25 protein-coding genes are annotated in these 24,478 nt (G+C 60.1%); 7 read left to right on the plus strand and 18 right to left on the minus strand.

Annotated elements, in window-relative coordinates; all coding sequences use genetic code 11:
• Window positions 1-118: 118 nt before the first annotated feature.
• On the minus strand, window positions 119-1,534 hold the full coding sequence (locus WNY61_RS03855) for a PLP-dependent aminotransferase family protein (protein WP_342850135.1): 1,416 nt from the start codon (window positions 1,532-1,534) through the stop codon (window positions 119-121).
• Window positions 1,535-1,630: 96 nt separating this feature from the next.
• Here WNY61_RS03855 and WNY61_RS03860 point away from each other — a divergent pair, with 96 nt between their 5' ends.
• The gene (locus WNY61_RS03860; RefSeq protein WP_342850136.1) at window positions 1,631-1,861 is read left to right on the plus strand and encodes a DUF1127 domain-containing protein; all 231 of its coding nucleotides are present in this window, start codon (window positions 1,631-1,633) and stop codon (window positions 1,859-1,861) included.
• A gap of 241 nt (window positions 1,862-2,102) precedes the next feature.
• Here the strand turns inward: WNY61_RS03860 and WNY61_RS03865 are convergent, their stop codons facing one another.
• A complete protein-coding gene (locus WNY61_RS03865) occupies window positions 2,103-2,528 on the minus strand; it encodes a PaaI family thioesterase (RefSeq protein ID WP_259985216.1) in 426 nt (141 codons plus the stop codon).
• A 58-nt stretch (window positions 2,529-2,586) separates the two neighbouring features.
• Between WNY61_RS03865 and WNY61_RS03870 the strand changes: the two genes are divergently transcribed.
• The 4 genes from WNY61_RS03870 (at window position 2,587) to gluQRS (ending at window position 6,512) form a co-directional block, all read left to right on the plus strand.
• The gene (locus WNY61_RS03870) at window positions 2,587-3,372 is read left to right on the plus strand and encodes an enoyl-CoA hydratase (protein WP_342850137.1); all 786 of its coding nucleotides are present in this window, start codon (window positions 2,587-2,589) and stop codon (window positions 3,370-3,372) included.
• 277 nt (window positions 3,373-3,649) lie between these two features.
• Entirely contained in the window at window positions 3,650-4,990 is a 1,341-nt protein-coding gene (gene trmFO / locus WNY61_RS03875; protein ID WP_342850138.1) for a methylenetetrahydrofolate--tRNA-(uracil(54)-C(5))-methyltransferase (FADH(2)-oxidizing) TrmFO, read from the plus strand.
• A gap of 53 nt (window positions 4,991-5,043) precedes the next feature.
• Window positions 5,044-5,658: a methyltransferase domain-containing protein gene (locus WNY61_RS03880; protein WP_342850139.1), complete on the plus strand. Its 615-nt coding sequence runs from the start codon at window positions 5,044-5,046 to the stop codon at window positions 5,656-5,658.
• Window positions 5,655-6,512, plus strand: a complete 858-nt coding sequence (gluQRS, locus tag WNY61_RS03885; RefSeq protein WP_342850140.1) for a tRNA glutamyl-Q(34) synthetase GluQRS — start codon at window positions 5,655-5,657, stop codon at window positions 6,510-6,512. The genes WNY61_RS03880 and gluQRS overlap by 4 nt, the downstream gene beginning before the upstream one ends.
• Before the next feature lie 9 nt (window positions 6,513-6,521).
• Here the strand turns inward: gluQRS and hisI are convergent, their stop codons facing one another.
• On the minus strand, window positions 6,522-6,881 hold the full coding sequence (hisI, locus tag WNY61_RS03890) for a phosphoribosyl-AMP cyclohydrolase (RefSeq protein ID WP_342850141.1): 360 nt from the start codon (window positions 6,879-6,881) through the stop codon (window positions 6,522-6,524).
• Window positions 6,882-6,955: 74 nt separating this feature from the next.
• Here hisI and WNY61_RS03895 point away from each other — a divergent pair, with 74 nt between their 5' ends.
• The gene (locus tag WNY61_RS03895) at window positions 6,956-7,417 is read left to right on the plus strand and encodes an iron-sulfur cluster assembly scaffold protein (protein WP_342850142.1); all 462 of its coding nucleotides are present in this window, start codon (window positions 6,956-6,958) and stop codon (window positions 7,415-7,417) included.
• Window positions 7,418-7,615: 198 nt separating this feature from the next.
• On the opposite strand, the gene WNY61_RS03900 is transcribed toward WNY61_RS03895, so the two are convergent.
• The 5 genes from WNY61_RS03900 to WNY61_RS03920 form a co-directional block, all read right to left on the minus strand.
• On the minus strand, window positions 7,616-7,744 hold the full coding sequence (locus tag WNY61_RS03900) for a hypothetical protein (protein WP_342850143.1): 129 nt from the start codon (window positions 7,742-7,744) through the stop codon (window positions 7,616-7,618).
• A 99-nt stretch (window positions 7,745-7,843) separates the two neighbouring features.
• Window positions 7,844-9,934 (minus strand): ATP-dependent DNA helicase RecG, encoded by a 2,091-nt coding sequence (gene recG, locus WNY61_RS03905; RefSeq protein ID WP_342850144.1) that lies wholly within the window; start codon window positions 9,932-9,934, stop codon window positions 7,844-7,846.
• Window positions 9,931-12,051: an NAD-dependent DNA ligase LigA gene (gene ligA / locus WNY61_RS03910; protein ID WP_342850145.1), complete on the minus strand. Its 2,121-nt coding sequence runs from the start codon at window positions 12,049-12,051 to the stop codon at window positions 9,931-9,933. The genes recG and ligA overlap by 4 nt, the downstream gene beginning before the upstream one ends.
• Window positions 12,052-12,136: 85 nt before the next feature.
• Complete coding sequence (locus WNY61_RS03915; RefSeq protein ID WP_342850147.1) at window positions 12,137-12,844, minus strand: response regulator transcription factor; 708 nt, start codon at window positions 12,842-12,844, stop codon at window positions 12,137-12,139.
• Window positions 12,845-12,937: 93 nt separating this feature from the next.
• On the minus strand, window positions 12,938-13,216 hold the full coding sequence (locus WNY61_RS03920; RefSeq protein ID WP_342850148.1) for a DUF1153 domain-containing protein: 279 nt from the start codon (window positions 13,214-13,216) through the stop codon (window positions 12,938-12,940).
• Between the two features lie 120 nt (window positions 13,217-13,336).
• On the opposite strand from WNY61_RS03920, the gene mnmA reads away from it, so the two are divergent.
• Entirely contained in the window at window positions 13,337-14,479 is a 1,143-nt protein-coding gene (gene mnmA, locus WNY61_RS03925) for a tRNA 2-thiouridine(34) synthase MnmA (RefSeq protein ID WP_342850149.1), read from the plus strand.
• 6 nt (window positions 14,480-14,485) lie between these two features.
• Here mnmA and lpxB read toward each other — a convergent pair whose 3' ends face one another.
• From lpxB to WNY61_RS03975, 10 genes are all read right to left on the minus strand, one after another.
• Window positions 14,486-15,637 (minus strand): lipid-A-disaccharide synthase, encoded by a 1,152-nt coding sequence (gene lpxB, locus WNY61_RS03930; RefSeq protein WP_342850150.1) that lies wholly within the window; start codon window positions 15,635-15,637, stop codon window positions 14,486-14,488.
• The gene (gene lpxI, locus WNY61_RS03935) at window positions 15,634-16,434 is read right to left on the minus strand and encodes a UDP-2,3-diacylglucosamine diphosphatase LpxI (protein ID WP_342850152.1); all 801 of its coding nucleotides are present in this window, start codon (window positions 16,432-16,434) and stop codon (window positions 15,634-15,636) included. Before lpxI ends, lpxB begins: the two co-directional genes overlap by 4 nt.
• The gene (gene lpxA / locus WNY61_RS03940) at window positions 16,431-17,213 is read right to left on the minus strand and encodes an acyl-ACP--UDP-N-acetylglucosamine O-acyltransferase (protein ID WP_342850153.1); all 783 of its coding nucleotides are present in this window, start codon (window positions 17,211-17,213) and stop codon (window positions 16,431-16,433) included. The genes lpxI and lpxA overlap by 4 nt, the downstream gene beginning before the upstream one ends.
• Window positions 17,210-17,680, minus strand: coding sequence for a 3-hydroxyacyl-ACP dehydratase FabZ (gene fabZ, locus WNY61_RS03945; RefSeq protein ID WP_007120429.1), 471 nt, complete (start codon window positions 17,678-17,680; stop codon window positions 17,210-17,212). Before fabZ ends, lpxA begins: the two co-directional genes overlap by 4 nt.
• A gap of 82 nt (window positions 17,681-17,762) precedes the next feature.
• Window positions 17,763-18,344, minus strand: coding sequence for an OmpH family outer membrane protein (locus WNY61_RS03950; RefSeq protein WP_342850154.1), 582 nt, complete (start codon window positions 18,342-18,344; stop codon window positions 17,763-17,765).
• Window positions 18,345-18,348: 4 nt separating this feature from the next.
• Window positions 18,349-20,682, minus strand: coding sequence for an outer membrane protein assembly factor BamA (bamA, locus tag WNY61_RS03955; protein ID WP_342850155.1), 2,334 nt, complete (start codon window positions 20,680-20,682; stop codon window positions 18,349-18,351).
• A gap of 195 nt (window positions 20,683-20,877) precedes the next feature.
• Window positions 20,878-21,003: a hypothetical protein gene (locus tag WNY61_RS03960; protein ID WP_259985197.1), complete on the minus strand. Its 126-nt coding sequence runs from the start codon at window positions 21,001-21,003 to the stop codon at window positions 20,878-20,880.
• A 129-nt stretch (window positions 21,004-21,132) separates the two neighbouring features.
• A complete protein-coding gene (gene rseP / locus WNY61_RS03965; protein ID WP_342850156.1) occupies window positions 21,133-22,485 on the minus strand; it encodes an RIP metalloprotease RseP in 1,353 nt (450 codons plus the stop codon).
• Window positions 22,486-22,489: 4 nt separating this feature from the next.
• Window positions 22,490-23,671, minus strand: coding sequence for a 1-deoxy-D-xylulose-5-phosphate reductoisomerase (gene dxr / locus WNY61_RS03970; protein ID WP_342850157.1), 1,182 nt, complete (start codon window positions 23,669-23,671; stop codon window positions 22,490-22,492).
• Between the two features lie 6 nt (window positions 23,672-23,677).
• Window positions 23,678-24,469 (minus strand): phosphatidate cytidylyltransferase, encoded by a 792-nt coding sequence (locus WNY61_RS03975; protein ID WP_342850158.1) that lies wholly within the window; start codon window positions 24,467-24,469, stop codon window positions 23,678-23,680.
• Window positions 24,470-24,478 lie beyond the last annotated feature (9 nt).

Raw genomic sequence — 24,478 nt, forward strand, 5'->3', positions numbered from 1 at the left:
GTCCGCTATCTGATGAGGGGGTTATAAACACCTGCTTGACCGGGTCAAGCGCAGCAATCATGGATTATCTTAATAAAAACAGCACCTTATTATTTAGGTATAATAATACCCCATGTTTCTACACGCTGATCTGCTCTGGCGGATTGTCCAAAAGACAGCGCAGCCGCTGCATCGCCGCCTCAAACGAGCGCAGGGAGACATGGGCATTCACCGCAATGCGCACCGCATGGGGCGCGCGGCCATCTCGCAGGGCAAACTCATCAGCAGACCGGATTTGCACGCCCTGCGCCTCTGCGGCGCGACAAAACCCCGCCGCCCGCCAGCCGGGGGGCAGGTGCAGCCACAAAAACGGCACATCGCGCGACCACTGCAATTCATGGCCACCCAGATGGTTCACCGCGACTTCTACATATTCACCCAACCGCTCGCGGATGTCGTTGCAGATCCCCTTCATCCGGGGATCGGTTAGCAGAATGCGCGTGGCCTCAGCCAAGGGGCGGGCAAGTCCGAAGTAGCCGTATTCCGCCACCCGCCGCAAATCCGCTGACCTGCCTTTCGGTGCCAGCGCAAACCCCACACGCAGCGCCGGCGTAAGCTCTTTCGAGATCGACGAGACATGCCAAACATGTTCCGGCCAAAGCGACCGATAGCTCGGCGCGCGGGCCGATCCCATGCGATAGCAATCGTCTTCCAATATCTCCAACCCGTGCCGCTTGGCGACCTCTAGCAATGCGCGCCGCCGTTCTAGACTGGTGTGGCTGCCGGTCGGGTTATGCACCTCAGGCGTGGTACAAAACACCTGCCCACCACTGTCGCGCGCGGCTTTGTCCAGCGCCTCGGGCAAGACGCCATCTTTGTCCATCGCCACGCCGACCACTTCTGCGCGCAACACCTCTGCTGCGCGGCGAAACCCAGCATAGGATAGGTCTTCAACCAGCATCACCGGCTTTGGCCCAGTCAGTATCGCCTGAAGCACCAATACAATCCCGCTCTGCCCGCCATGAGAGAGCACCACGTCTTGTTCGCTCAGCGGCCCGAGGGACAGATGCGAGAGCCAATCAACCGCCGCCTGCCGGACCGGCGCATAGGCATCGCGGGTCGGGTAGTTCATCAACTCTTCGCCCGGCACATCCGCCACCTGCCGCAAGGCACTGCGGATCACCGCCACCTGCCCCATATCCGGCAAACGCGGGCTAAAAAGGCTGACCGCATCGGTATCGGCAATCTCTAGCTCTTTGATCCAACTGTCTTGTTCGCGGTTCCAGACATCTTCGCGAATGGCCGCCTGTGGTGGCGCCACAAAAGTGCCCCGGCCCACCTCAGCCTCAAGCAGCCCTTCATCCGTGAGGATCGTATAGGCTCGGGCCACGGTGCCCGGCGTGATCCCCAACTGCCACGCCAACTCTCGCACAGGTGGCAATTTATCCCCAACGTCTAGGGCACCCGATTTGATCCCCTCGCGAATCGTGAGGGCGACGAGCTTGTATTTCGGCCCCTGCCCTTCGGCGAGTTTCGGCTGCCAAATTGTACCCATTACAATATTCCTGTGGTCAAATTGTATCGCGCTTTGTACCCTTATACTTGTAGACTTTCTACACTTTGTGTCAATACAATTTCAAGGAGTTCCCCCATGACACAGGCTCGCCCTATCAGCGCCGATGCAATGACATTGATGACATACCGCGCCCTGCCGGTCCCTGCGATGATCGCGCTGCGCTTTGCGGCGGTCGTGACCACATGGGCGACCCGCCGACGCACCCGCCTCGCGCTTGCAGCGCTAGAGCCGTGGGAGCTTGATGATGCGGGACTTACACCGGAACAAGCCTCAGCCGAGGCTTCCCGCGTGTTCTGGCAAGCGTGACTTCCCTGTGGCGCCAGCCAGACCTCTTCCTTGGGCCGGGTTTTTCCCGGCCCTTTTTTGTAGATAGCCACCAGGTCCGGAATCAAGCCGCAGGCGCCGGGCCATCGCCTGCCCGTCCCGGCGGGCTGGCGATTAGGTGAGGCTGGGCGGAAGTGTTAGAAGTCGCATAAGCGCTGCACCATAAAGTGGGACGGATCACCGTTGTGATCGCCACCCCACGGGCAGCCGATGGCCCTTAGCCCTACGCCTTCACCGGCGGAATCGCATAGGTCAGGCTCGCCCGCGCCACCGGCTTATCCGACCCTTCGGAATAGATCAGCACATCCGTCACCGACAATTGCCGCCCCAGCTTCAGCAGCTTAGCATGGGCAATCAAAGGCACATCCGCCAGCGGCTTGCGCATGAAATCAATCGAGCAATTCGTCGTCACCGCCAGCGCCTTGGGCCCGATCATTGCCAGCGTCACCAGATAGGCCGCCACATCCGCCAGTGCGAACATCGACGGGCCCGAGACCGTCCCGCCGGGCCGCAGATGGCGGCGGCTGGTCAGCAGACGCATGGTGATCTCGTTCTCGGCGACGTGATCCACGGCGAAATCATCCGCCACCTGATCGAACACCTCACGCATGAACGCCTCCAGCGCCTCTGCATCCATCACCACGGCCATACTTGTTCTCCCTGCTTTCCTCGGCGTAACGTTGGCGTGACCAGCTTGGGAGGGCAAGGTGACAATTCTTGACGTTACGGCACATGGGCCGATCACCCATCTGCGCATGAACGCGCCCGAACGGCTGAACGCCCTGTCAGACGAAATGTTGGCCGTCCTGCACCGCAAACTCGACGAACTGGCCGAAGACCGCCAAACACGGGTGATTATCCTGTCGGGCGCAGGAAAAGCCTTCTGCGCCGGCCACGATCTGCGCCAGATGACCGCCATGCGCCAGGCCGAGGACGGCGGAGCCGCCGCCTTCAAAGACCTCTTTGACCGCTGCGCCGCCCTGATGGCCCGCATCCAAAGCCTGCCGCAACCCGTCATCGCACAAGTCCATGGCATCGCCACCGCTGCAGGTTGCCAACTTGTCGCCACCTGCGACCTCGCCATCGCCAGCGAGGACACCCGTTTTGGCGTCAATGGCGTGAACATCGGCCTCTTTTGCTCTACCCCCATGGTCGCGCTGACCCGCAGCATTTCGCGCAAACAGGCGTTTGAGATGCTCACGACAGGCGAGTTCATCACCGCCCCCCGCGCCGCCGAACTGGGTCTGATCAACCGCGCAGTGCCAGCCGACCGACTGGCCGAAGTGACCAACGCGTTGGCCGAAAAAATCGCCAGCAAACTGGGCACCGCCGTCGCCCATGGCAAGGGTGCCTTCTACCAACAAATGCAGCTGCCCACCGACCAAGCCTATGCTTTCACCGGCGAGGTTATGGTGCGCAACATGCTTGAGGCCGACACCCGCGAAGGGATCGACGCCTTCGTGGAAAAACGCGCCCCCGACTGGCAACAGTGATTGTTTCCAAATCCGCGCAACTTTGTTGCCACGCTAGGGCTAGCAAATTGGGCAAAATCGGGGCACTGTTATATTAGGGTGCAGAAGCCCCGATGATTTTGGGTCGCCGCCGGCGGAAGGTCCCTCCAGGTCAGCCTCTCACTGACCGACCATTCCCGCAGCGGCGACCCCAAAACCATACCCCAGCAAAGCGGTCCATCTCGATATTTCAGCGCGCAACGGCCCGCATCCGCGCTTGCCTGTTGCGTGCGGCGCGGCCCTGCCCTACATCGCCCCCATGACAGATACATTGCACATCATCGGCGGCGGCATGGCCGGATCAGAGGCCGCCTGGCAGGCGGCAAACGCGGGCGTCAACGTGGTCATCCACGAAATGCGCCCCAAGGTCGAAACCTTCGCCCACCAAACCGGGCTTTTGGGTGAGATGGTCTGCTCCAACTCCTTCCGCTCGGATGATGACGAGCAAAACGCCGTGGGCCTGCTGCACTGGGAAATGCGCGCCGCGAATGGCTTGATCATGGCCTGCGCCGATAAAAACCGCCTACCCGCGGGCGGCGCTTTGGCCGTGGACCGCGACCCCTTCGCGCAGACTGTCACCGACACGCTTTTGGCGCATCCCAACATCACCGTGGAATATGGCGAGATCACCGAACTGCCGAAAGACGGCAAATGGATCATCGCCACTGGCCCGCTGACCTCAGGCGCGCTGGCCGAAGCCATCGCCGCCGAAACAGGTGCCGAAGCTCTCGCATTTTTCGATGCCATCGCGCCCATCGTCTATTTCGACAGTATCGACATGTCGCGGGCTTGGATGCAGTCGCGCTATGACAAAGGCGAAACCGAGGAAGAGCGCACCGCCTACCTCAACTGCCCAATGGACAAGCAGCAATACGACGACTTCATCGACGCACTGCTGGAGGCCGACAAAACCGAATTCCGTGAAGGCGAGACGGCGGGTTATTTCGACGGCTGCCTGCCCATCGAAGTCATGGCCGAACGCGGTCGTGAGACCCTGCGCCATGGCCCGATGAAGCCAGTTGGCCTGACCAATCCGCACCAGCCCGAAATCAAAGCCCACGCCGTTGTGCAGCTCCGCCGCGACAACAAGCTCGGCACGCTCTACAATATCGTCGGCTTCCAGACCAAGATGAAGTACGGCGCACAAACGGATGTTTTCAAACGCATTCCAGGCCTTGAAAATGCGCGTTTCGCCCGCCTTGGCGGCATCCACCGAAATTCTTTTATCAACTCGCCGACGCTGATTGACGATCAGATGCGCCTGCGCAGCCGCCCGAACATCCGCTTTGCCGGGCAGATCACTGGCGTCGAAGGCTATGTAGAAAGCGCCGCCATGGGGATGCTGGCAGGCCGTATGGCCGCGGCGGAGATCAAGGGCGGGAGCCTCCCCACCCCGCCAGACAGCACCGCCATGGGCGCGCTGGTCACTCACATCACGGGCGGCGCGGATGCCAAAACGTTCCAGCCGATGAATGTGAACTTCGGCCTCTTTCCGCCAGTTGAAGGGCTGAAATCTGGACGCCGTGGGCGCAAAGATCGCTACAAAGCCTATACCGACCGCGCAAAAGCGGATTGGCAGGATTGGCTTAATCAAAGTTAACACTGGCCGGGTTAACACTGGACCCTTCGTGCCATCCCCCATACTCTAGGGGGATGACACAACATTATTTCGACAAGGCCTATGCGGCACGCGACGCCGAGGTCATCCGCAGCCTCTACGACGAATGGGCAAGCAGCTACGACGACGACATTAAGGCGCAGGGCTATGCCACTCCCGAACGCGCCGCTGCGACCCTGGCTGAATTTCTACATGACAAAGACGCTCCGATTTTCGACATAGGTTGTGGTACCGGGTTGTCTGGTGCAGCGCTGAAACAAGTAGGTTTTACCACGATCGACGGCGGTGATGTATCTGCCGCGATGTTGGCTGTGGCGCACAAAAAAGACATTTACCGCAAGCTTTTAGAGCTCGAAGTTGATGCACCCCTTCCCTTCGCACCCGGCGCCTATGCGGCAATCACTGCGATCGGCGTGATCGGTCCGGGCGCCGCCCCGATTAGTTTATTCGACAGCTTGATGCACAGCTTAGGAAAACGCGGAAAGCTATTGTTTTCCCTTAATGAAAAGGCATTGGCAGACCGTGGCGCTTTGGGCATGATCCACGAATGGACCGACTGCGGCGCGGCAATCCTACTCCATGCAGAGGAAGGAGCCCACCTGCCCGGAATTGACCTGAAGTCCACAGTCTATCTGATTGAAAAGAATTGACTCTTACAACTAGGTTTGCCCCATCTCCAACCGGCCCTTTGCACCTTGGCCACGCCTATTCTGCGCTTTTGGCCTATAATTTGGCTCAAGCGGCGGGAGGCACCTTTCTTCTTCGTATTGAAGATATTGATCAATCTCGTGCCCGTCCTCAATGGGAAGCGCAGATTTATCAAGACCTTGCATGGCTCGGGCTCCAGTGGTCAACGCCAGTAATGCGCCAGTCGGATCGGATGGAGAGCTACCGAACCGCATTCGATGTGCTATGGGCCGACGGCCTGCTCTACGCGTGCACCTGCAACCGCCGCGACATCGCCGCCGCCACAACGGCCCCCCAAGAGGGCGCGGAACCGCCCGTCGGCCCCGACGGCCTCATCTATCCCGGAACCTGTCGTGATGCCGGTCACCCGCGCGAGGCCGGCGCATTGCGGCTAGATATGGCTAAGGCCTTGAGAAAGATTGCAGGTACACCGCTTAGATTTACCGAGAACGGGCACGGCCCGACGGGGGAAACCGGCGAGATCACCATCTCCCCCAACCAGCTCATTCGCTCCGTCGGTGACGTGGTCCTTGCCCGGCGGGACATGGGCACGTCCTACCATCTTTCGGTCGTGATTGATGACGCGGCGCAGGGCATCACGCTGGTCACCCGAGGGGCCGATCTCTTTGAAGCGACCTATATTCACATCGTGTTGCAAGCCCTGCTTGAGTTGCCAAAGCCCAGCTATCACCACCATCATTTGATCCGAGATGAAACTGGTAGAAGGCTCGCCAAACGTGACGACGCCCGTGCCATCGCGCTCTACCGGGAAAACGGCGCGACACCCGAAGATATCCGTTCTATGATAGGGCTTTAGCCACCGAGCTTAAACCATCGGCTTCATCAGTTCGACTTCTTCGCCGCCCTGAATGGAAGTGTAAAAGCAATTGCGCCGCCCTGTGTGACAGGCCGGACCGCTCTGCTGAACCAACACCAGCAGACAATCGCGGTCGCAATCAAGGCGCATCTCAACCAGCTTTTGCACATTACCGCTGGTCTCGCCCTTAACCCAGAAGGCCTGCCGCGAACGGCTCCAATAAGTGACTTTGCCAGTTTCCAATGTACGCGCGATGCTTTCGGCGCTCATCCACGCCAGCATCAACACCTCATGGGTCTGGGCATCCTGCGCGATTACCGGAATCAGACCGGCCTCATTAAATTGAAGGCTTGCAGGATCAAAAGTCATCGGGCACCTCGTGGAAATATTTGCATCTTTGTCTGCGGCGCTTATGTAGGGTTTCAGCACGAAAAGGAACAGCCATGTCGGATGAGACGGACCTCATCAAGCTCTACTCTGCGCGCATTTTAGCGCTTGCAGCAGAGATCCCACATCTGGGCCGCATGGAGGATGCGCAGGCCAGCGTCAAACGCCGCTCGCCCCTCTGCGGCTCTACTGTGACGGTGGATGTGCGCGTCGAGGATGGACATCTGGCTGAGATGAAGCAGGACGTAAAAGCCTGCGCCTTGGGTCAGGCTGCCGCCGCCGTTGTGGGCGCCGCCGCCCCCGGAGCTTCGCTCGCGCAGGTCACTACCGCCCGCGATCAACTGCGCGCTATGCTTAAAGGCGAAGGCCCCGTGCCAGACGCCCCGTTTGACGGGTTCGAAGTGCTGACCCCAGCTGCCGCTTATAAAAACCGCCATGCGTCCATTATGCTTAGCATCGAAGCACTGAATGAAGCGATGCAAAATGCCGAAGCCCCTGTTGAGGCACGCGAGCGCTAAGCCTGCTGGGCTTCTGAAGACACCTCTTTCCCCACAGCTCCCAAAAAAAACGCCGCACATCCTGATGGGGATGGCGGCGTCAGTAGGCGTTACTCATGTGGGACCCGCTTGGTCATAGTCCGACGCGGACAGGCAAATCGGTGCATCAAATTGGGACGGATGCAGCAGACAAAGCGGCATGAGAGCCTCAGGCAGAACTCAGATAAAGGCGGGCAAATGCAAACCGACAACCAGCATCACAATCAAAGCTGCGGCCCCTGCTGCATCTTGCAGCAATGTGGCCTGCGACCTTAAAGCGATCGTTTTCAACGTGGTGTAAGTAATCATCGTTACCTCCTCATCTTTGTTGCCTCTTTGTTCTCATTTTCAGGCCCACCTGTAAAGAACTTTATGAGAACATTCGCGAACAAAAATGGCTACCTGATGCTAACCTACTGAAATCAAACGGATCGCCTCATCTTGACGCATCAGCCATAGCAGCAGGCGAACAGCCTTGCCACGCGGCCCTTCAAGGGTCGGATCGTCCGTCAATAGCTTGCGGGCATCTGACTGCGCGACAGCCATCAGCCCCGCTTGGCGTTCCAAATCCGCCACGCGGAAACGTGGCACGCCCGACTGCGCGGTGCCAATGAGATCGCCAGTGCCGCGCATCTTTAGGTCGGTCTCGGCAATGACGAACCCGTCTTCCGATTCGCGTAACACCTCCAGCCGTTGACGGCCTGTCTCACTCAGCGGCGCTTGATACATCAGCAAACAGGTCGAGGCCCCCTCGCCCCGCCCGACACGCCCCCTGAGCTGGTGCAGCTGCGCAAGACCGAAAATCTCGGCCCTCTCTACCACCATGATCGTCGCATTGGGTACGTCCACCCCCACTTCGATCACCGTCGTCGCGACCAGCACCTTTGTTTCGCCGGTCTGAAAGGCGCGCATCGCCGCGTCTTTGTCAGCAGGTGGCATCTGGCCGTGCACCAACCCAACGACACCCTCGCCAAAGGCGGCGCGTAACCGCTTAAACCGATCCTCCGCTGCGGTTAAATCACTGACTTCGCTTTCTTCGACCAGTGGGCAAACCCAATAACACTGCCGCCCCTCGCTGATAGCGTGACGCATCCGTTCGATGACTTCGTCCATCCGCGAAGTCGAGACCAGCGCGGTGCGAATGGCCTGCCGTCCGGGCGGTTTTTCATCTAAGATTGAGACATCCATATCGCCATATTGCGCCAGCGCCAGACTGCGCGGAATTGGCGTTGCGGTCATGACCAGCACGTCGGCCAACCGGCCCTTGCGGCCCAATTCCAACCGCTGGCGCACACCAAAACGATGTTGCTCGTCGACCACCGCAAGGCGCAGATCAGCAAAACTCACATCTGCTTGAAATACCGCATGGGTGCCGACAAGAATTTGGATATCGCCGCGCTCGAGTGCCGCGAGTTTGGCGCGCCGTTCCGCCCCCTTGTCGCGCCCCGTAAGTATTTCTAGCACCACGCCAGCCTGTTCTGCCAGCGGTTGCAGCCCCATAAGGTGCTGCCGTGCAAGGATTTCTGTCGGGGCCATCAGCACCGCTTGGCCGCCCGCCTCTACCGCGCGCAGCAGCGCCATGAAGGCAACCAGCGTCTTGCCCGCACCGACATCGCCTTGCAAAAGCCGGTTCATCCGGGTCTCTTGTCCCATGTCGGCGGTGATCTCTTCGATCGCGCGGCGCTGCGCCCCGGTGGGGCTATAGGGCAACGATTTCAGCACCCGTTGCTCCAAACGACCGTCGCCATGACTCGCCCGGCCCTTTTTGCGCCGCTCTCTCTGCCGCGCGAGCGCCAAGGTCACTTGATGAGCGAGTAATTCATCATAGGCCAGCCGCTCGCGAGCAGGCGCCGTGGCGGTAAGGTCTTGGGCGGTTTGCGGATCATGCGCGGCCTCAGCGGCGGCCGCAAAATCAGGCCAATTGGCCTGTGCCACCTGCCCCGGATCGGCCCATTCGCCGACCACCGGCAGCCGTGCCAATGCGCCCCGCGTGGCCTTATACATCACTTTTTGCGTCAACCCGGCGGTCAGGGGATAAACCGGCTCGAAATCCGGAATGTCGCCCGCCTGATCTTCTGGCACAGCAAAATCGGGGTGGACCATCTGCGCCATCCCATCAAAAAACTCCACCCGGCCCGAGACGATCCGACGGCTGCCTTCGGGCAATTGCCGCTGCCAGTAGTCCCCGCGCGCGTGGAAATAAACCAGCTGAAAACTGGTCTGCGCGTCTTCAACCGTAATGCGGTAAGCGCCGCCCTTGGTGCGCGCTGGACGGTGCGCGCCAATTGTAACCGCCACCGTGATGGTCGCAGGCAAATGCGCGTCCTGCACGCTGTCGCGCAACCGGCGGTCAATGCCGGAATGCGGCAGGGTAAAGATCAGGTCGCGCGGCGCTTGGATGGCCAATTGGTTCAACAATTGCGAGGTTTTCGGCCCCACCCCTTCGAGCGTTTCCAGCCCCGCAAAAAGCGGGAAAAGCTGTTCCGGTCTGCCGCTCATTGCCCCTCAATCAAGGCAAGCCAGCCGTCCTCGTCCAAGGTTTCAATGCCCAAATCAGCGGCCTTCGTGGCCTTGGACCCCGCGCCCGGCCCGGCCACCAAAATGTCGGTTTTGGCACTGACCGACCCGGAAACCTTGGCCCCCAAACGCTCAGCACGCGCTTTGGCCTCGGCTCGGCTCATCTTTTCCAAGGTGCCGGTGAAAACAACGGTTTTGCCCGCCACTGGACTGCCCTCGGTATCGGGACGCTCTGTCGGGACGACGGTCAAATGCGCCACCAAACGGTCGATTGACGCGCGCTCGGCCTCCTGCGCGAAGGCCGAGACCAGCGATCCCGCCATAACGCTGCCGACACCATCGACCCCGATCAGATCGTCCCATGCGGGGCCTTCCAGCCCCCGTGCCTCGGCCATGGCTGTCTCAAAACTGTCCCAATCACCGTAATGCAGCGCGATAAGGTTTGACGCCGCATCCCCCACATGACGGATGCCAAGAGCAAAGATCAGCCGCGACATAGGAATTTTGCGCTTATCCTCAATGGCTTGGAATAGGTTATCCGCCGACTTTGGTCCCCAACCTTCGCGGTTTTTCAACTGTTGAACGCCGTTGCCGAAACGCTCTTTCAAGGTAAAGATATCCGCAGGTTCCGCGATCCACCCATCGTGGTAGAATTGCTCGACCTGTTTGGCACCCAACCCATCGATGTCAAATGCCCCGCGGGCGACAAAATGTTTCAGCTTTTCCACAGCCTGAGCCGGGCAAATCAGCCCGCCTGTGCAACGCCGCACTGCGTCTCCCGGCTCGCGGATTGCGTCAGAGCCGCATTCAGGACAGACGGAGGGAAAAACAAACGGTGCCGCATCCTTGGGGCGTTTCGACAGGTCCACATCCGCCACCTTGGGGATCACATCGCCCGCGCGGTAAATCTGGACCCAGTCGCCGACGCGGATGTCTTTGCCGCCGCGAATTTCGGCGCCTTTGCTGTCGAGCCCCTTGATGTAATCCTCGTTATGCAGCGTCGCGTTGGAAACGACGACTCCGCCCACAGTGACCGGCTGCAACCGCGCCACAGGGGAAAGCGCCCCGGTGCGGCCAACCTGAATGTCGATGCCTTCCAACCGAGTCCAGGCCAGTTCAGCGGCGAATTTATGGGCAATCGCCCACCGCGGCGTGGTGGAGCGAAAGCCGAGCCGTTCCTGCAGTGCCAGGTCATCAACCTTATAGACCACACCGTCGATATCATAGCCAAGCGTGGCACGCTGCGCTTCGATCTCTTCGTAATGGGCGACCATATCGCTCGGTCCGTCGCAAAGTGCCGTGAGAGGGTTGGTGACAAAGCCCAGTTTCGCCAGACGGTCGATGGCGCCCTTTTGCGTTTCGGCCAAAGGTGCCGACAGCGCGCCCCACGCGTAGGCGAAAAAACGCAGCGGACGCGCACGGGTGATTTCCGCATCCAACTGCCGCAGCGATCCCGCGGCCGCGTTGCGCGGATTGGCAAATGTTTTGCCGCCCCTTTCCGCCTGCCGCTCGTTCAACGCCGCGAAATCGGCGTGGCTCATATAGACTTCGCCGCGTACCTCTAGCAGATCAGGAGCCTCATCTATTTGATGCGGTATGTCTTGAATGGTGCGTGCATTGGCGGTGACATTTTCCCCCACCGCGCCATCGCCGCGGGTGGCCGCCTGAACAAGCAAGCCGTTGTCATAGCGCAACGAAAGGGACAGCCCGTCGATTTTGGGCTCCGCTGTATAGGCCAGCGGTGCATCGGCTCCAACCCCAAGGTATTTTCGTATCCGGGCGTCGAACTCGGTTACTTCCTCTGCATCAAAGGCGTTGGCTAGCGACAGCATCGACACGGCGTGGCGAACTTTACCAAACCCTTCTGCCGCCGGCGCGCCGACTTGTTCTGACGGGCTGTCGGCGCGTTTTAGGTCAGGAAAGCGGTTCTCTATTGCCGCGTTCCGGCGCTTGAGCGCGTCATATTCCGCATCCGAAATCTCGGGTGCATCCTCTGAGTGATAGGCCGTATTCGCCACATTCAGCAATCCTGCCAACCGGGCAAGTTCGGTCTCTGCCTGCGCCCTGTCTAGGGCCGCCACTTCGATCTGGGATGTCACGATCTGCCCCCGATATTGTCACCTGTCGCTTAGATAGGTGGCGATCCGGGGCAGGTCTAGCGGTTTTAGGACATGCAGTCGCCTGTCATGCGCTGGCCGCCAGACCCATCGTTGCAGGTTCAGGGTCGCGCAGCACATAGCCACGACCCCAGACCGTTTCGATATAACTTTCACCGCCTGTTGCCTGGCTCAGCTTTTTGCGCAACTTGCAGATGAAGACATCGATGATCTTCAACTCGGGTTCATCCATGCCGCCATAGAGGTGGTTCAGAAACATTTCCTTGGTCAGGGTCGTACCTTTGCGCAGGCTAAGCAGTTCCAGCATTTGATATTCTTTGCCAGTCAGATGCACAGGGCTATCATTCACACTGACAGTTTTCGCGTCTAGGTTAACAGCCACCTGTCCGGTCTCGATCACCGATTGCGCGTGCCCCTTAGAGCGGCGGATGATCGCATGGATACGGGCCACCAGTTCTTCGCGGTGAAACGGTTTCGTCAAATAGTCGTCAGCACCGAACCCAAACCCCCTGATCTTATTCTCTGTGTCATCTGCGCCAGAAAGGATCAGGATCGGGGTATCAATCCGCGCCAGCCGCAATTGGCGCAGCACGTCATGGCCGTTCATATCTGGCAGATCGAGATCGAGCAGAATTAAATCATAGTCATAAAGCTTTGCCAGATCGATCCCCTCTTCGCCGAGGTCGGTGGCGTAGACGTTGAGATTCGCATGGGTCAGCATCAGCTCGATGCTGCGCGAAGTGGTCGGGTCATCTTCAACTAACAATACACGCATTCGGTTTCTCCGGCTCAACTGGGACGATGGTCCAACCCTGAGCATAAAAGGTTAACTACCCGTTACCGATACTAAGTATGCTATCTTAACAACTTAAAGTTGTCTATATTTATATAAGGCGGTGGCCTTTAACGCCCCCTCTCCATGCTCCGTAACCGCTTGTAGCCACTCCATAAACTCATCCTCACTGATGCCATATCGCTCCAACGCTTCGGACTGGGTGATCAGCCCATAGACCACGCCGCGCACCACCGCGGCCTTACGTGACGCGACCCACCTTCGGGTATCGGCACTGGGCAGGTCGGCGCGGGACATCACACTGCCGTCAGCGAGGGTAACAGACCGTGGCCCATCGACTTTTTTCAGGTACATCACATCATCCGCCATTGTTCTGGCGCCCAATAACCCCCATGTGCCTTAACGCGGAGTGAAGCCTGCCCTTGTGACTAGGTAGGATTTTCCTATATTCGCGCACAAACTCCGGAGATACCCATGGCCCTTGATCAGACCCCGCCGCTCAATTCGCTTGGCTTTGCCAAAGCCCCCGCTGACACGCGGGTGGTTGTGGCGATGTCTGGCGGTGTGGACAGTTCGGTGGTTGCCGCCATGCTGGCTAATGAGGGGTATGACGTCGTCGGCGTGACCCTCCAGCTTTACGATCACGGTGCGGCACTGGCCAAAAAAGGTGCCTGCTGCGCGGGCGTCGACATTCAGGATGCGCGCCGTGTGGCCGAAGAAATGGGCTTCCCGCACTATGTGTTAGACTATGAAAACGTCTTCAAGGACGCGGTGATTGATGAGTTTGCCGACAGCTACCTTGGCGGCGCGACACCTGTGCCCTGCATTCGTTGTAACGAGCGGGTGAAGTTCAAGGATTTGTTGGAAACTGCCAAGGACCTTGAAGCCGATTGCATGGCCACGGGTCACTATATCCAGCGCAAAATGGGCACCAACGGGCCGGAACTGCATGCCGCTGCCGATGGCAACCGCGACCAAAGCTATTTTCTATTCTCCACCACCGAAGAACAACTCGACTACCTGCGCTTCCCACTGGGCCATCTGCCGAGCAAGGATGACACCCGCGCGCTGGCGGCGAAATACGGGCTGGTGGTGGCGGACAAACCCGACAGCCAAGACATCTGTTTCGTCCCCAATGGCGACTATGCCGCGGTGATCCGTAAACTGCGGCCCGAGGCTGCCGATCCGGGCAATATCGTTGATATCGAAGGCAATGTGCTGGCAAAACATGAGGGCGTGATCCACTACACCATCGGCCAGCGCCGGGGCTTGGGCATCGGCGGTCTGGCTGATCCGCTTTATGTGGTGAAGCTTGATGCCGATCGAAAAGAGGTCGTTGTCGGCCCGAAATCCATGCTCGCCACCCGCAAGATCCCGGTGCGTGAGATCAACTGGCTGGGAGATGAGCCCCTGACCTCGCGGTCAGAGTGGAACATCACCGTGCGCGTGCGCTCCACCCGTCCGCCACGCGACGCGATCCTGCGTCCGATCAGCGCGACCGAGGCAGAGGTTGAACTGCTGACCGCCGAGGAAGGCGTGTCACCGGGTCAGGCCTGTGTGTTCTATGATCCTGAAAGCACGCGCATCTTCGGCGGCGGCTGGATCCACCGGGGCTGATCCCGCCTACAGCCGGGCCAGCACCGCGCGCGCGGCCCGCAGGCCCGGTGCCTCGCCGCCCTGCCCCAAACGTTGCATCGTCAGCGCCATTGCGTCCTTCTGTGCGCCGGGCGCGCGCAGCACCTGCAAAACGCCCTCAGCAATCGGTCCAGGGCGGCAGTTGGCGCCGATAAATTCCGGCACCACGCGGGTTTCCGAGACAAGGTTGACCAGTGTCACAGTATCCACCCGCAGCATCCGCCCGATGATCTGGCGGCTGATCCAATTCATGTCATAGGCGATGACCATCGGCGTGTTCACCGCCGCAAGCTCCAGTGACACGGTGCCCGAGGCCGCCAGTGCCACATCCGCCGCGCGAAAGGCGGCGCGTTTGGTGGCGGTGAACTCTTCGGTCGTATGGTCGCGCGGATCGAGCACCAGCGGGTTGCCAGACCAATTGCGCGTCACCTGTTTGACCAAAGCCGCCACCGGACCTGCTGCAGGCACCACGACGCGCAAGGAAGGCTCCGCCTCGACCAGTCGCGCGACGACCTGCTGAAACACCGGCGCCAGCCGCGTGACCTCACCCCGGCGCGAGCCGGGCAAGGCCAGCAGCAACGGCGCGTCGGCGAGGCGATGTTCGGCGCGGAAAGCCGCAGCGGCCGCATCATCGGCGATCGGCTCGGCCACCACCGGGTGGCCGACAAAATCACAGGCCATGCCCGCCGCTTGCATATAGGGCGGCTCGAAGGGGAAAAGCGCCAGCACATGATCGACCGAACGGGCCATCTTCTCGGCCCGACCGGGACGCCATGCCCAGACGGTCGGGGCCACGTAATGCACTGTTCTGATGTTAGATTTCTCTTTCACCTTACGCGCCACGCGCAGCGAAAAATCGGGGCTGTCGATGGTGATGAGCACATCTGGCTTGGTCTCAACCACCGCCTGTGCCGTCTCATTGATCCGGGCCATCAGCGCGCGGTATTTGGGCAGGATTTCGGCCAACCCCATGACGCTGAGCTCGTCCATGTCGAACCGGCTTTTCAGCCCCTGCGCCATCATCATTGGCCCGCCGATGCCGTCGAAGGTCACTTCAGGACAAAGCTCTTTCAGCCCCGCCATCAGCGCGCCGCCCAACCGGTCGCCCGAAGGCTCGCCTGCCAGAATGAACACCTTCATGTCGCGTCTTCCTCTCGGACCCAGAGCACCAGACCAAGTTCATCAGCCAGTGCCACGCAGGCGTCACGCTCGAGCAGCATCACGCCGCCTGCCTTGACCACCACGCCCGCGAGTCCCGCCGCATGGGCGGCGCGCAGCGTGTCGGGGCCGATGGTGGGCAGATCAATCTCGCGGATTTGGCCGGTTTTCGGACCTTTGCAGAGCACCGCTCGCGCGCCGCTCACCATCTCTGGCAAGGTCGTCAGCAAATGATCCGTGCCGCCGATGGTCTCAACCCCAAACACCTGTTCGCGCCCGATGATGCAGGCCTGCCCGATGTCGAGCGTGGCCAAGCCATCCAGCACAGCCGCCCCGCGCGCGGCATCTCGGCGCATCTGCTCGTCTGGCAATTCGCGAGAGAGCACGCCACTGTCGGACAACAGGTCCGGCACCAGTTCATCAGCCCCGACAACACGCAGCCCGTGGTCTTCGAAAATCGTCTTGATCACCTCAAGCGCGCCATTGTCGCCCGCTGCCAGCGCCTGTTTGAACTGTGGCACCAAAGGCGCCGTACGCATATCCAGCTTCGCGGGATCGAGCGTGGGCCGGTCGATTGCGCCGCACAGACAAACCTCGCGGATGCCCACGCCCAAAAGATGCGCCAAAAGACTGCCAAGCGTCTCTAACCGGAACGTCAGGTCTGCCTTCAGCCCATCCGGCGCGCAGCCCTCATAGACGCAGACCAAAGGCGGCTCGGCCTGCGCTGCCGCCACCCGTGCGGGCAAGCCGCCGCGTCCGGCGATCAGCGCAAGGCTCATTTCGGCGTCAGGAAATGGCGGCCCGTGTCAGCCATGACAAAATCGACAATCTGCCGAACATAATCGCTTTGGGTTTCATCGCCCAAGCGCCGCGCCCGGTCCGAGAATGTCCCCTCGCCCTGCGCTAACATCTGGAAGGCTGCCCGCAGCGCCGTGATGTCGCTGCGCGCCACGCCTGCGCGCTTCAACCCAACAAGGTTCAACCCATCCAGATCACCGCGCGGTGCTTGCACAAGGCCGTAGGGGATCACGTCGTTGGTCACCATCGTCACCGCGCCGATAATCGCGCCCTGCCCGATGCGGACCCATTGATGGATGCCCGATAGACCGCCGATGATGACGTCATCCTCAAGCACACAATGACCCGCGACGGCGGCAGAGTTCACCACGATCACCCGGTTGCCCACGATGGCATCATGAGCGATGTGACAGCCCGCCATGAACAGCCCGTCGTCGCCCACACGCGTCACGCCGCCACCGCCTTCGGTGCCGCAGTTCATGGTGACATGCTCGCGGATGCGGTTGCGCGCACCGATCACCAGGCGGCTGGCCTCGCCCTTGAACTTCAAATCCTGCGGGATCTCACCAATGACGGCAAATGAGAAAATCACCGTGCCTGCGCCAACCTCGGTCTGGCCGGTGACGATGACATGGGATTTAAGCTCCACATCCGCCTTCAACACGACCTCAGGGCCGACAACGCAGAACGGGCCGATCTTGGCCGAAGGGTCGATCTGCGCCCCCTCTTCGATCACGGCACTGGGGTGGATATTGCTCATGCTGCGTCCTGTGGCAGGTCCATCATCGCCATGAACTCGGCCTCGGCAGCCATTTCGCCTTCAACGGTGGCAACACCGCTGAATTTCCAGATCTTCGCACCGGGCTTGCCGCGCAGGGTTTTCAGGTCCATCCGCAGCACATCGCCGGGGCCGACCTTGCGGCGGAACTTACATTTGTCGATCGACATGAAATAAATCAGCATGTTGCGGTCTTCCATGCCAAGCGCGGCACCGACCATGACGCCCGCCGTCTGGGCCATCGCCTCAACAATGGTGACGCCCGGCATGATTGGCGTGCCGGGGAAATGGCCCTGAAAATGTGGCTCGTTCATGGTAACGTTTTTGTAGCCGACAGCACTTTCCGTGCCGTTGATCTCTTCGACCTTGTCGACCAGCAAAAAGGGGTAGCGGTGCGGCAAAATGCGTTGGATCAATTGGATATCGGCGCGCAGCAGCTCTTCGGTCATGGACTGTCCTTTGTCTCAGAAGGTTGCTGAATGGCTACCAATTTGGACGGCTGGGGGCAAGCATCCCCGCGGGCCGCAGGGCTCAATCGGCCTCGGGCAGCCCGCTTCCGATTGTCTCATCCAACAGCGAAATGGCCTGATCTGTCACCTCAATCGCCGAGGAGGACACAAAGACCCGCCGCCGCTCAAGAATGACCGCCGCATCTGAATTGCGCATCAACTGCTCCAGCACCGGACCCGCGGCCGAGAGGAAACGGTCCCGTTCTAGTTCTAAAGTCTCACTTAACACGCGGTTTTTCGATGCTTGCTCTGCGCGGGTGCGCTGGACCTTTTCGTCAAAGGCATCGGCCAGCACGCGGAACGCTGACGGTGACATCTGGGCGCGCTTTTCGGTAAGCTCACGCTCCTCAGCTTCGAGCGCAGTCTCAATCTCGCGGTTTTCGTTGGCCAGTTGCTCACTTTGCGTTTCGATCTCACGGGTGACCCGCTCGCCAAAAGCGCTATCCCGAAAGAGACGTTCAGAATCAATGGTCAACACCGGGCTGATAACATCCTGCGTGGTGCTGGCCTCGCCCATCTGAAGTGCCGCTTCTGGGGTCTGCTGCGCATGGCCGGGGGTGACCCCGGCCAGCATCATCACAAAAGGGATGAACGCGCGCTGCATTTGCTTAGAACGTTGTCCGCAAAGTGACCTCAAAGCTTTGTTCTTTGTCAAAGCTCTCTTTCTTCAGCGCGTCAGAGACGTTGAACTGAAGCGGTCCCAGCGGTGTATCCCAGAAGAGGGATAGGCCGATCACATGGCGGAACGACCCACTTTCACCGACGATCGTGCCGCCGCTGGTGTCCACATCACTGAGGTCCCAAAGGTTGCCCACATCATAGAAGACGCCGCCGGTGATGCCATATTCCTCAGGCAGCCCCAGCGGGAATTCCGCCTCAAAACGGGCCACGGCGAAAAAGTTACCGCCGAGTGCATCGTCTACGTCATTGCTCTGGTCACGTGGGCCAATGCCGCCCGGCTCAAAGCCGCGCATGATCGACGGGCCAAGAATGAAACGATCCACGGAGCGGTTGGTGCCGCTGCCCCACGACAACGCACCACCTTCAAGCGTGGCCCGGAGGGTCACATCCTCGTTGAAGATAAGCTTCTCGCCGGTGACCTTCGCCGTGGTCTTGATGAACTCGTTGTCGCCGCCAAGACCGGCAAAGTCCTGCCCGAACTCGAACAAGACACCCTGCGTCGGGTCCAATCCGGTGCGGCGGGTGTCATAGGTATAGGTGTAGCCCACCGAAGACGAGAAAAGCGCGCCGGCGTCAATTTCGTTCGCGATCGTTGCGCTGTTGTCTTCGTCATCACGCTCCAGCATCTCGATGCCCTCAAGCGTGTAGCGCGTCGACAGACGGCCATTCTCGCTCACTGGGAAGGTCAGGCTGGGCTGAAACACCAAACGCTCGGTGTCATAGCTGGTGTAAGAGGAACTCGTCTCAGCATAGTCAAGCTTGAGGCCGAAGGACAAATCACGTCCAAGGAAGCGCGGCTCGACAAAGGTCACACCATAACGGGTGGCGTCCTCAGCGGTAGAGATCGACAGGCTCAGACGTTGACCCCGGCCAAGGAAGTTATCCTCCTGGAAGCTAACGGCCACGCCGAAACCGTCGTTGTTGGAAAAGGAGCCGCCAAAGTTCAGCGAGCCGGTAGGTTTCTCTTCGACATCCACATCGATCACGACCTGTTCAGGGCTAGAACCCTGACGCGCGTTGACCTCTGCCGTTTCAAAGTATTGCAGCGCGCGGATACGCTCTGCCGACTGGCGAATTTCGCGCGGATTGAAGGGGTCGCCCTCTACACTATCGAACTCGCGGCGAATGACCCGGTCAAGCGTGGTGGTGTTGCCTTCGATGTCAATTCGTTCAACGAAGACGCGCTCACCCCGGGTCAGCTTGTAGGTCACGTTCAACGACAGATCGCGGTCGTTGCGGTCGATCACCGGCTCGACGCGCAGGAAATCAACACCATCACGGATGGCTTGGCGCTCAATCCGGGCGACATCGGTTTCGATCAGGGTCGGCGAGTAAATCACACCGGGACGGATCTTGAGCAGGTCACGGTAGGCCGCAGCGTTCAGCCCCGGCACTTCGGATTCAAGCGACACTGCACCAAAACGGAACTGCTGCCCTTCGGTGATGTTATAGGCGACAAAGACGCCATCACGCTCTTCGGTCAGTTCAGCATTGACGGCTTCGGTGCGCATATCGACATAGCCGCGCGAAAGATAGAAATCGCGCAGCATTTGCTTGTCTGCCTCGACCCGACCCTCGACATAGGTGTCGCGCTTGACCAAGCGGCGGAACAGACCCGCCTGTTTGGTGCCCAGAACGCGACGCAGTCGGCTGTCGGAGTAGACGCGGTTCCCGACGAAGCTCAGGCGCTCGATCTCGACGTTGTCCCCTTCGAAGATTTCAAACACCAGATCGACACGATTCTGATCGCGGCGGATGATGCGCGGCTGCACACGGGCCGACAAACGGCCCTCGTTGCTATAGGCCTCAGCGATGGCGGCGGCGTCTTGTTCGGCTTGGCTGGGGTTAAACACCCGACGCTCGGTTGAGCCGATCAACTCTGCCAGCATCTCATCCTTGATGCGGCGGTTGCCTTCAAAGCTCACACGGTTCAGCGTTGGCAGTTCGACCACCGTGATGACCAGCGTGCCGCCCTGCGGCTCAATGGAAACGGATTCAAACAGGCCCGAGTTTTGTAGGTTTTGATAGGCATCATTCAATTGCCCGCCCGACACTGCCTGCCCCCGGCCGATCCCGGCCTGACGCAAAATCGCGCTATCGCCGATCCTCTCGTTGCCGTCGATGACCACAGTGTTGAACTGATACTGCTGCGCCATTGTTTGGCTGCCCGGCACCAGCCATGCAACGGACAGCATGACACATAGTGATGCGCCCCGCAGAGACTTGCCGACATTGCTGCGCTGCGCCCACTCGATGGGCATTCTGCCCTCGTTCCTCAGTCCCATTACACCGACCCGTTTTTTTACGACATTAATTGTCAACCTGACTACGCAGGTTAACGGGGTTTGTCAAAAGCAACGGAGGGAAAAATCTACCATATCATGCGGCAGGAAGTGCGAGCATGACAGCATACGCCAATAACGGGCAGAACGGCCCGCCTTGGCAGAGCATTAAGATCAGAGAGAAGCGACAAAGGCGCCGGCAGAGAGGGCGGCAGCAATGGCCGCCGCGAAAAACGCGCGGTCCCAGTTCAGGTCCAGCAGCAGGCTTAGGCCGCGGTATGATCCTTGAATCACATGCATCTTCGGTTCCTTCTCGTTGAGAAGAGATTTTACCCAAAGATTACGGCACGATTTTTGTTCAATTGTGGCGATTTGAAGGCAATTCGCCCTGCCCCCTTTGGGGCAAGGCGGTTGCATAGCGCGGCACGCTTACGGACAGAACAGATCGTTCCCAAGCGCAAAGAGCATCAAGGTCAGCACCAGCGTGATGCCAATGGTCATCAAGACCCGCAGCGCGCCATCGCTGGGCGGTTTGCCGGTCACGGCCTCATAGGCGTAAAACACCAGATGCCCGCCGTCCAAAGCCGGGATCGGGAATAGGTTCAGCAGCCCGACCGCCGTGCTCAGCACCGCGATGAAATAGATAAACGACTGCGCCCCTTGGCTTGCCATCGCGCCCGAGGTCTGGGCGATGCCCACCGGGCCGCTCAGGTTACAGGTGCTGATATTGCCAACGATCATCTCCCGCAGACCCGAGAGAGAGCCTGTGATGATCCGCCATGTGTTCTCCAGACCCACGCCAAGCGCCTCGCCTACGCCGGGCGTATCGGTGGCAGGCACAAAAGCCATACCACCGACAATGCCGATGCGCAGGTTTTGAACAAAGCTGCCATCGGGCTGCGGCTCATCCGTGGCCTTGGGGACAAGGGTGAACTCCAAAGTCTCTCCGTCGCGCCAAACGGTCAACTGCTGCGCTGCACCTTCAGAGGCTTCCACCACTTCTTTCAATTCGCCAAAAGCCACAATTTCTTGGCCATTGACGGCAGTGATGACATCGCCACCACGCAGGCCAGCCTCGTGGGCCGCCGATTGTGGCGCGACATTGCTGACCAGCGGCGGCAACAGATAAGGGCCGGGTACGGTCATTTCCGCATTATCGCGGGTGATATCATAGCTCAGCACCGGCTGCTGCGGCAGGTTCGTCAGAAAATTGCTATATCCTTCGCCCGCGGCCAATGACGGCACCGGCGTACCTTCGACTGCACGCAGCACATCGCCCGACTGCAGCTCAAAGGCTGCATTCGGCAGATCACGCAGCTCGCCTACCGTCAGCGGGTCACGCGCGGTGCCTGCGGTCATCGCCACGGCGAAGAAGATGATGATCGACAGGGCGAAATTGAATACCGGCCCTGCTGCCACGGTCAGCGCACGGGCATAAAGCGGCGCGCCATGCATCGTGTGGCGCAGTGCCTCTGGGTCTTCGGCCAGTGCCTGCATCGCGGTTTCATCCTTACCGGATGCGGCATTGGAATCGCCCGCAAATTTCACATAGCCGCCAAAGGGCAGCAGCGCGAACTGCCAGCGTGTGCCGCGCTTGTCCATGCGCGAAAACAGCACCGGGCCGAAGCCCAGACTGAAAACATCCGCCTTGATCCCGGTCCAGCGGCCCACGATGTAATGGCCGTATTCGTGGATCGCCACGATCACCGAAAGCGCCACGACAAAGGCCAATATCGTCCAGATCAGCCCGCCGAACTCCGGCAATAATCCCATGATGTCCAACGTGCTACCCTGCCCTTTTTTGAATTGCGGCCTTAGCAGCCTTACGTGCGAGATGGTCGGCTTTGCCCACCAGATCAAGTGTCATATCGTCGCTGCCCCGACCCAAAAACGCGTCAGAGGCGCGCGCGTCCAACACCTCTTCGACGATTTCGGCCATTTGGGTAAAGCGCAACTGCCCGGCGATGAAGCCATCCAGCGCAACCTCCTTGGCCGCATTAAAGACCGCGCCCATCAAGCCACCTGCTGCCATAACCTCCCGCGCCAGGCGCAGCGCGGGCCAGCGGGCGTCGTCAGGCGCGGTAAAATCGAACCGTCCGATCTTGGTCAGATCCAGCCGCTCCACCGGTAAAGGAGCCCGCTGCGGGTGGTGCAGCGCATAGCCGATCGCGTGGCGCATATCGGGCGGGCCGACATGGGCCATCAGCCCACCATCGCAAAATCCCACCAACGCATGAATCATCGACTGCGGATGCACCAGCACTTCGATAGCCTCTGGCGAGACGCCGAAAAACTCCCGCGTTTCAATGACTTCCATCGCTTTGTTAAACATCGAGGCCGAGTCGATGGTGATGCGCTGACCCATGTCCCAGTTGGGATGGTTCGAGGCTTGGTCAAGCGTCGCATTGCGCAAATCTTCAAGCGGCCAATCGCGAAACGCCCCGCCGCTGGCGGTGATGATGACGCGCTCGACAGAAGCCATATTCTCGCCCACCAGCGCTTGGAATACAGCGGAATGCTCGCTGTCGACCGGCAAGATCGTCGCGCCGTGACGCTGGGCCTCGCCCATGATCAGGGCCCCGGCGCTGACTAGCGATTCCTTGTTGGCCAGTGCCAGCGTGCCGCCTTGACGCAGCGCGGCTAGGCCGGGCGCAAGCCCCGCGGCACCGATGATGGCCGACATCGTCCAATCCGCCGGACGCGATGCTGCCTCGGTAATCGCCTCTGCCCCAGCGGCGGCTTCAATCCCGCTGCCGCTAAGCGCGTCGCGTAGATCACCCAACAGGTCTTCGCGGGCGGTCACGGCCACATCAGCGTTCAGCGCTTTCGCGTCCGCTGCCAGCTGTGCTACATTGCCCGCGCCGGTCAGCGCCACCACGTCATAGGCGTCAGGCGCGCGCCGGATCAGATCAATCGTGTTCTGACCGATGGACCCAGTGGCCCCCAGTATCGAAATTTTGCGTGGCATATCGGGTTAATTCAGGCCCGGAGGGAAGCCGATCAGCGGCCCGACGATTAGCAAGAATACAGCAGCGCCCAGCATCCCGTCGAAACGGTCCAGCAGACCGCCATGGCCGGGGATCAGGGCCGAGCTGTCTTTGACGCCCATCTTCCGCTTCATCCCCGATTCCGCCATATCGCCCATTTGCGAGGCCATCGACAGCGCGACCGAGATGCCAACGAGCTGGAACCCAAAGCCGGTGTTGAACGAAAAGATCAGCCCAACAACCGCCGCCCCGACCCAGCCAGCAGCGGTGCCGGACCATGTTTTCTTGGGGCTAACCTTGGGCCAGAATTTCGGCCCGCCGATGGCGCGACCGGCGAAATAGCCCACCACATCGGTGACCACGACCACCAGCACCAGCCACATCAGCCAGCCAAAGCCCATGTCATCGCGCAATTGGATCAGACCAAAGCCCGCTAGCAGGATCAGCGCGGTAAAACTCATGTATAACGTGCGGTTGGCGGTCAGGAGGGCAAAACCCAAAAGCGCGGGCGCCAGCAGAAGCGGCAGGCCAAAGCCCACCGGCAGATAGACAGACGCCAATACCGCCACGCCCGTTACCAGCCCAAGCTGCCAAGATTCAGCCTTTCCCGGCCCGCGCAGCATGCCGACCAATTCCCAGACCATCATGCCGCAGATCAAGGCCACCAGCAGATGAAACACCACACCGCCCAGCCAGATGCCCAGCAGACCAATCAGGATCATGGCACTAGCCGACAGCATCCGCGCCCGCAGGTCGGACCATTGTTCAGGTGATTTCATCGCAAGTCT

The organism is Sulfitobacter sp. AS92, from assembly GCF_038900015.1.
GTDB lineage: Bacteria > Pseudomonadota > Alphaproteobacteria > Rhodobacterales > Rhodobacteraceae > Sulfitobacter.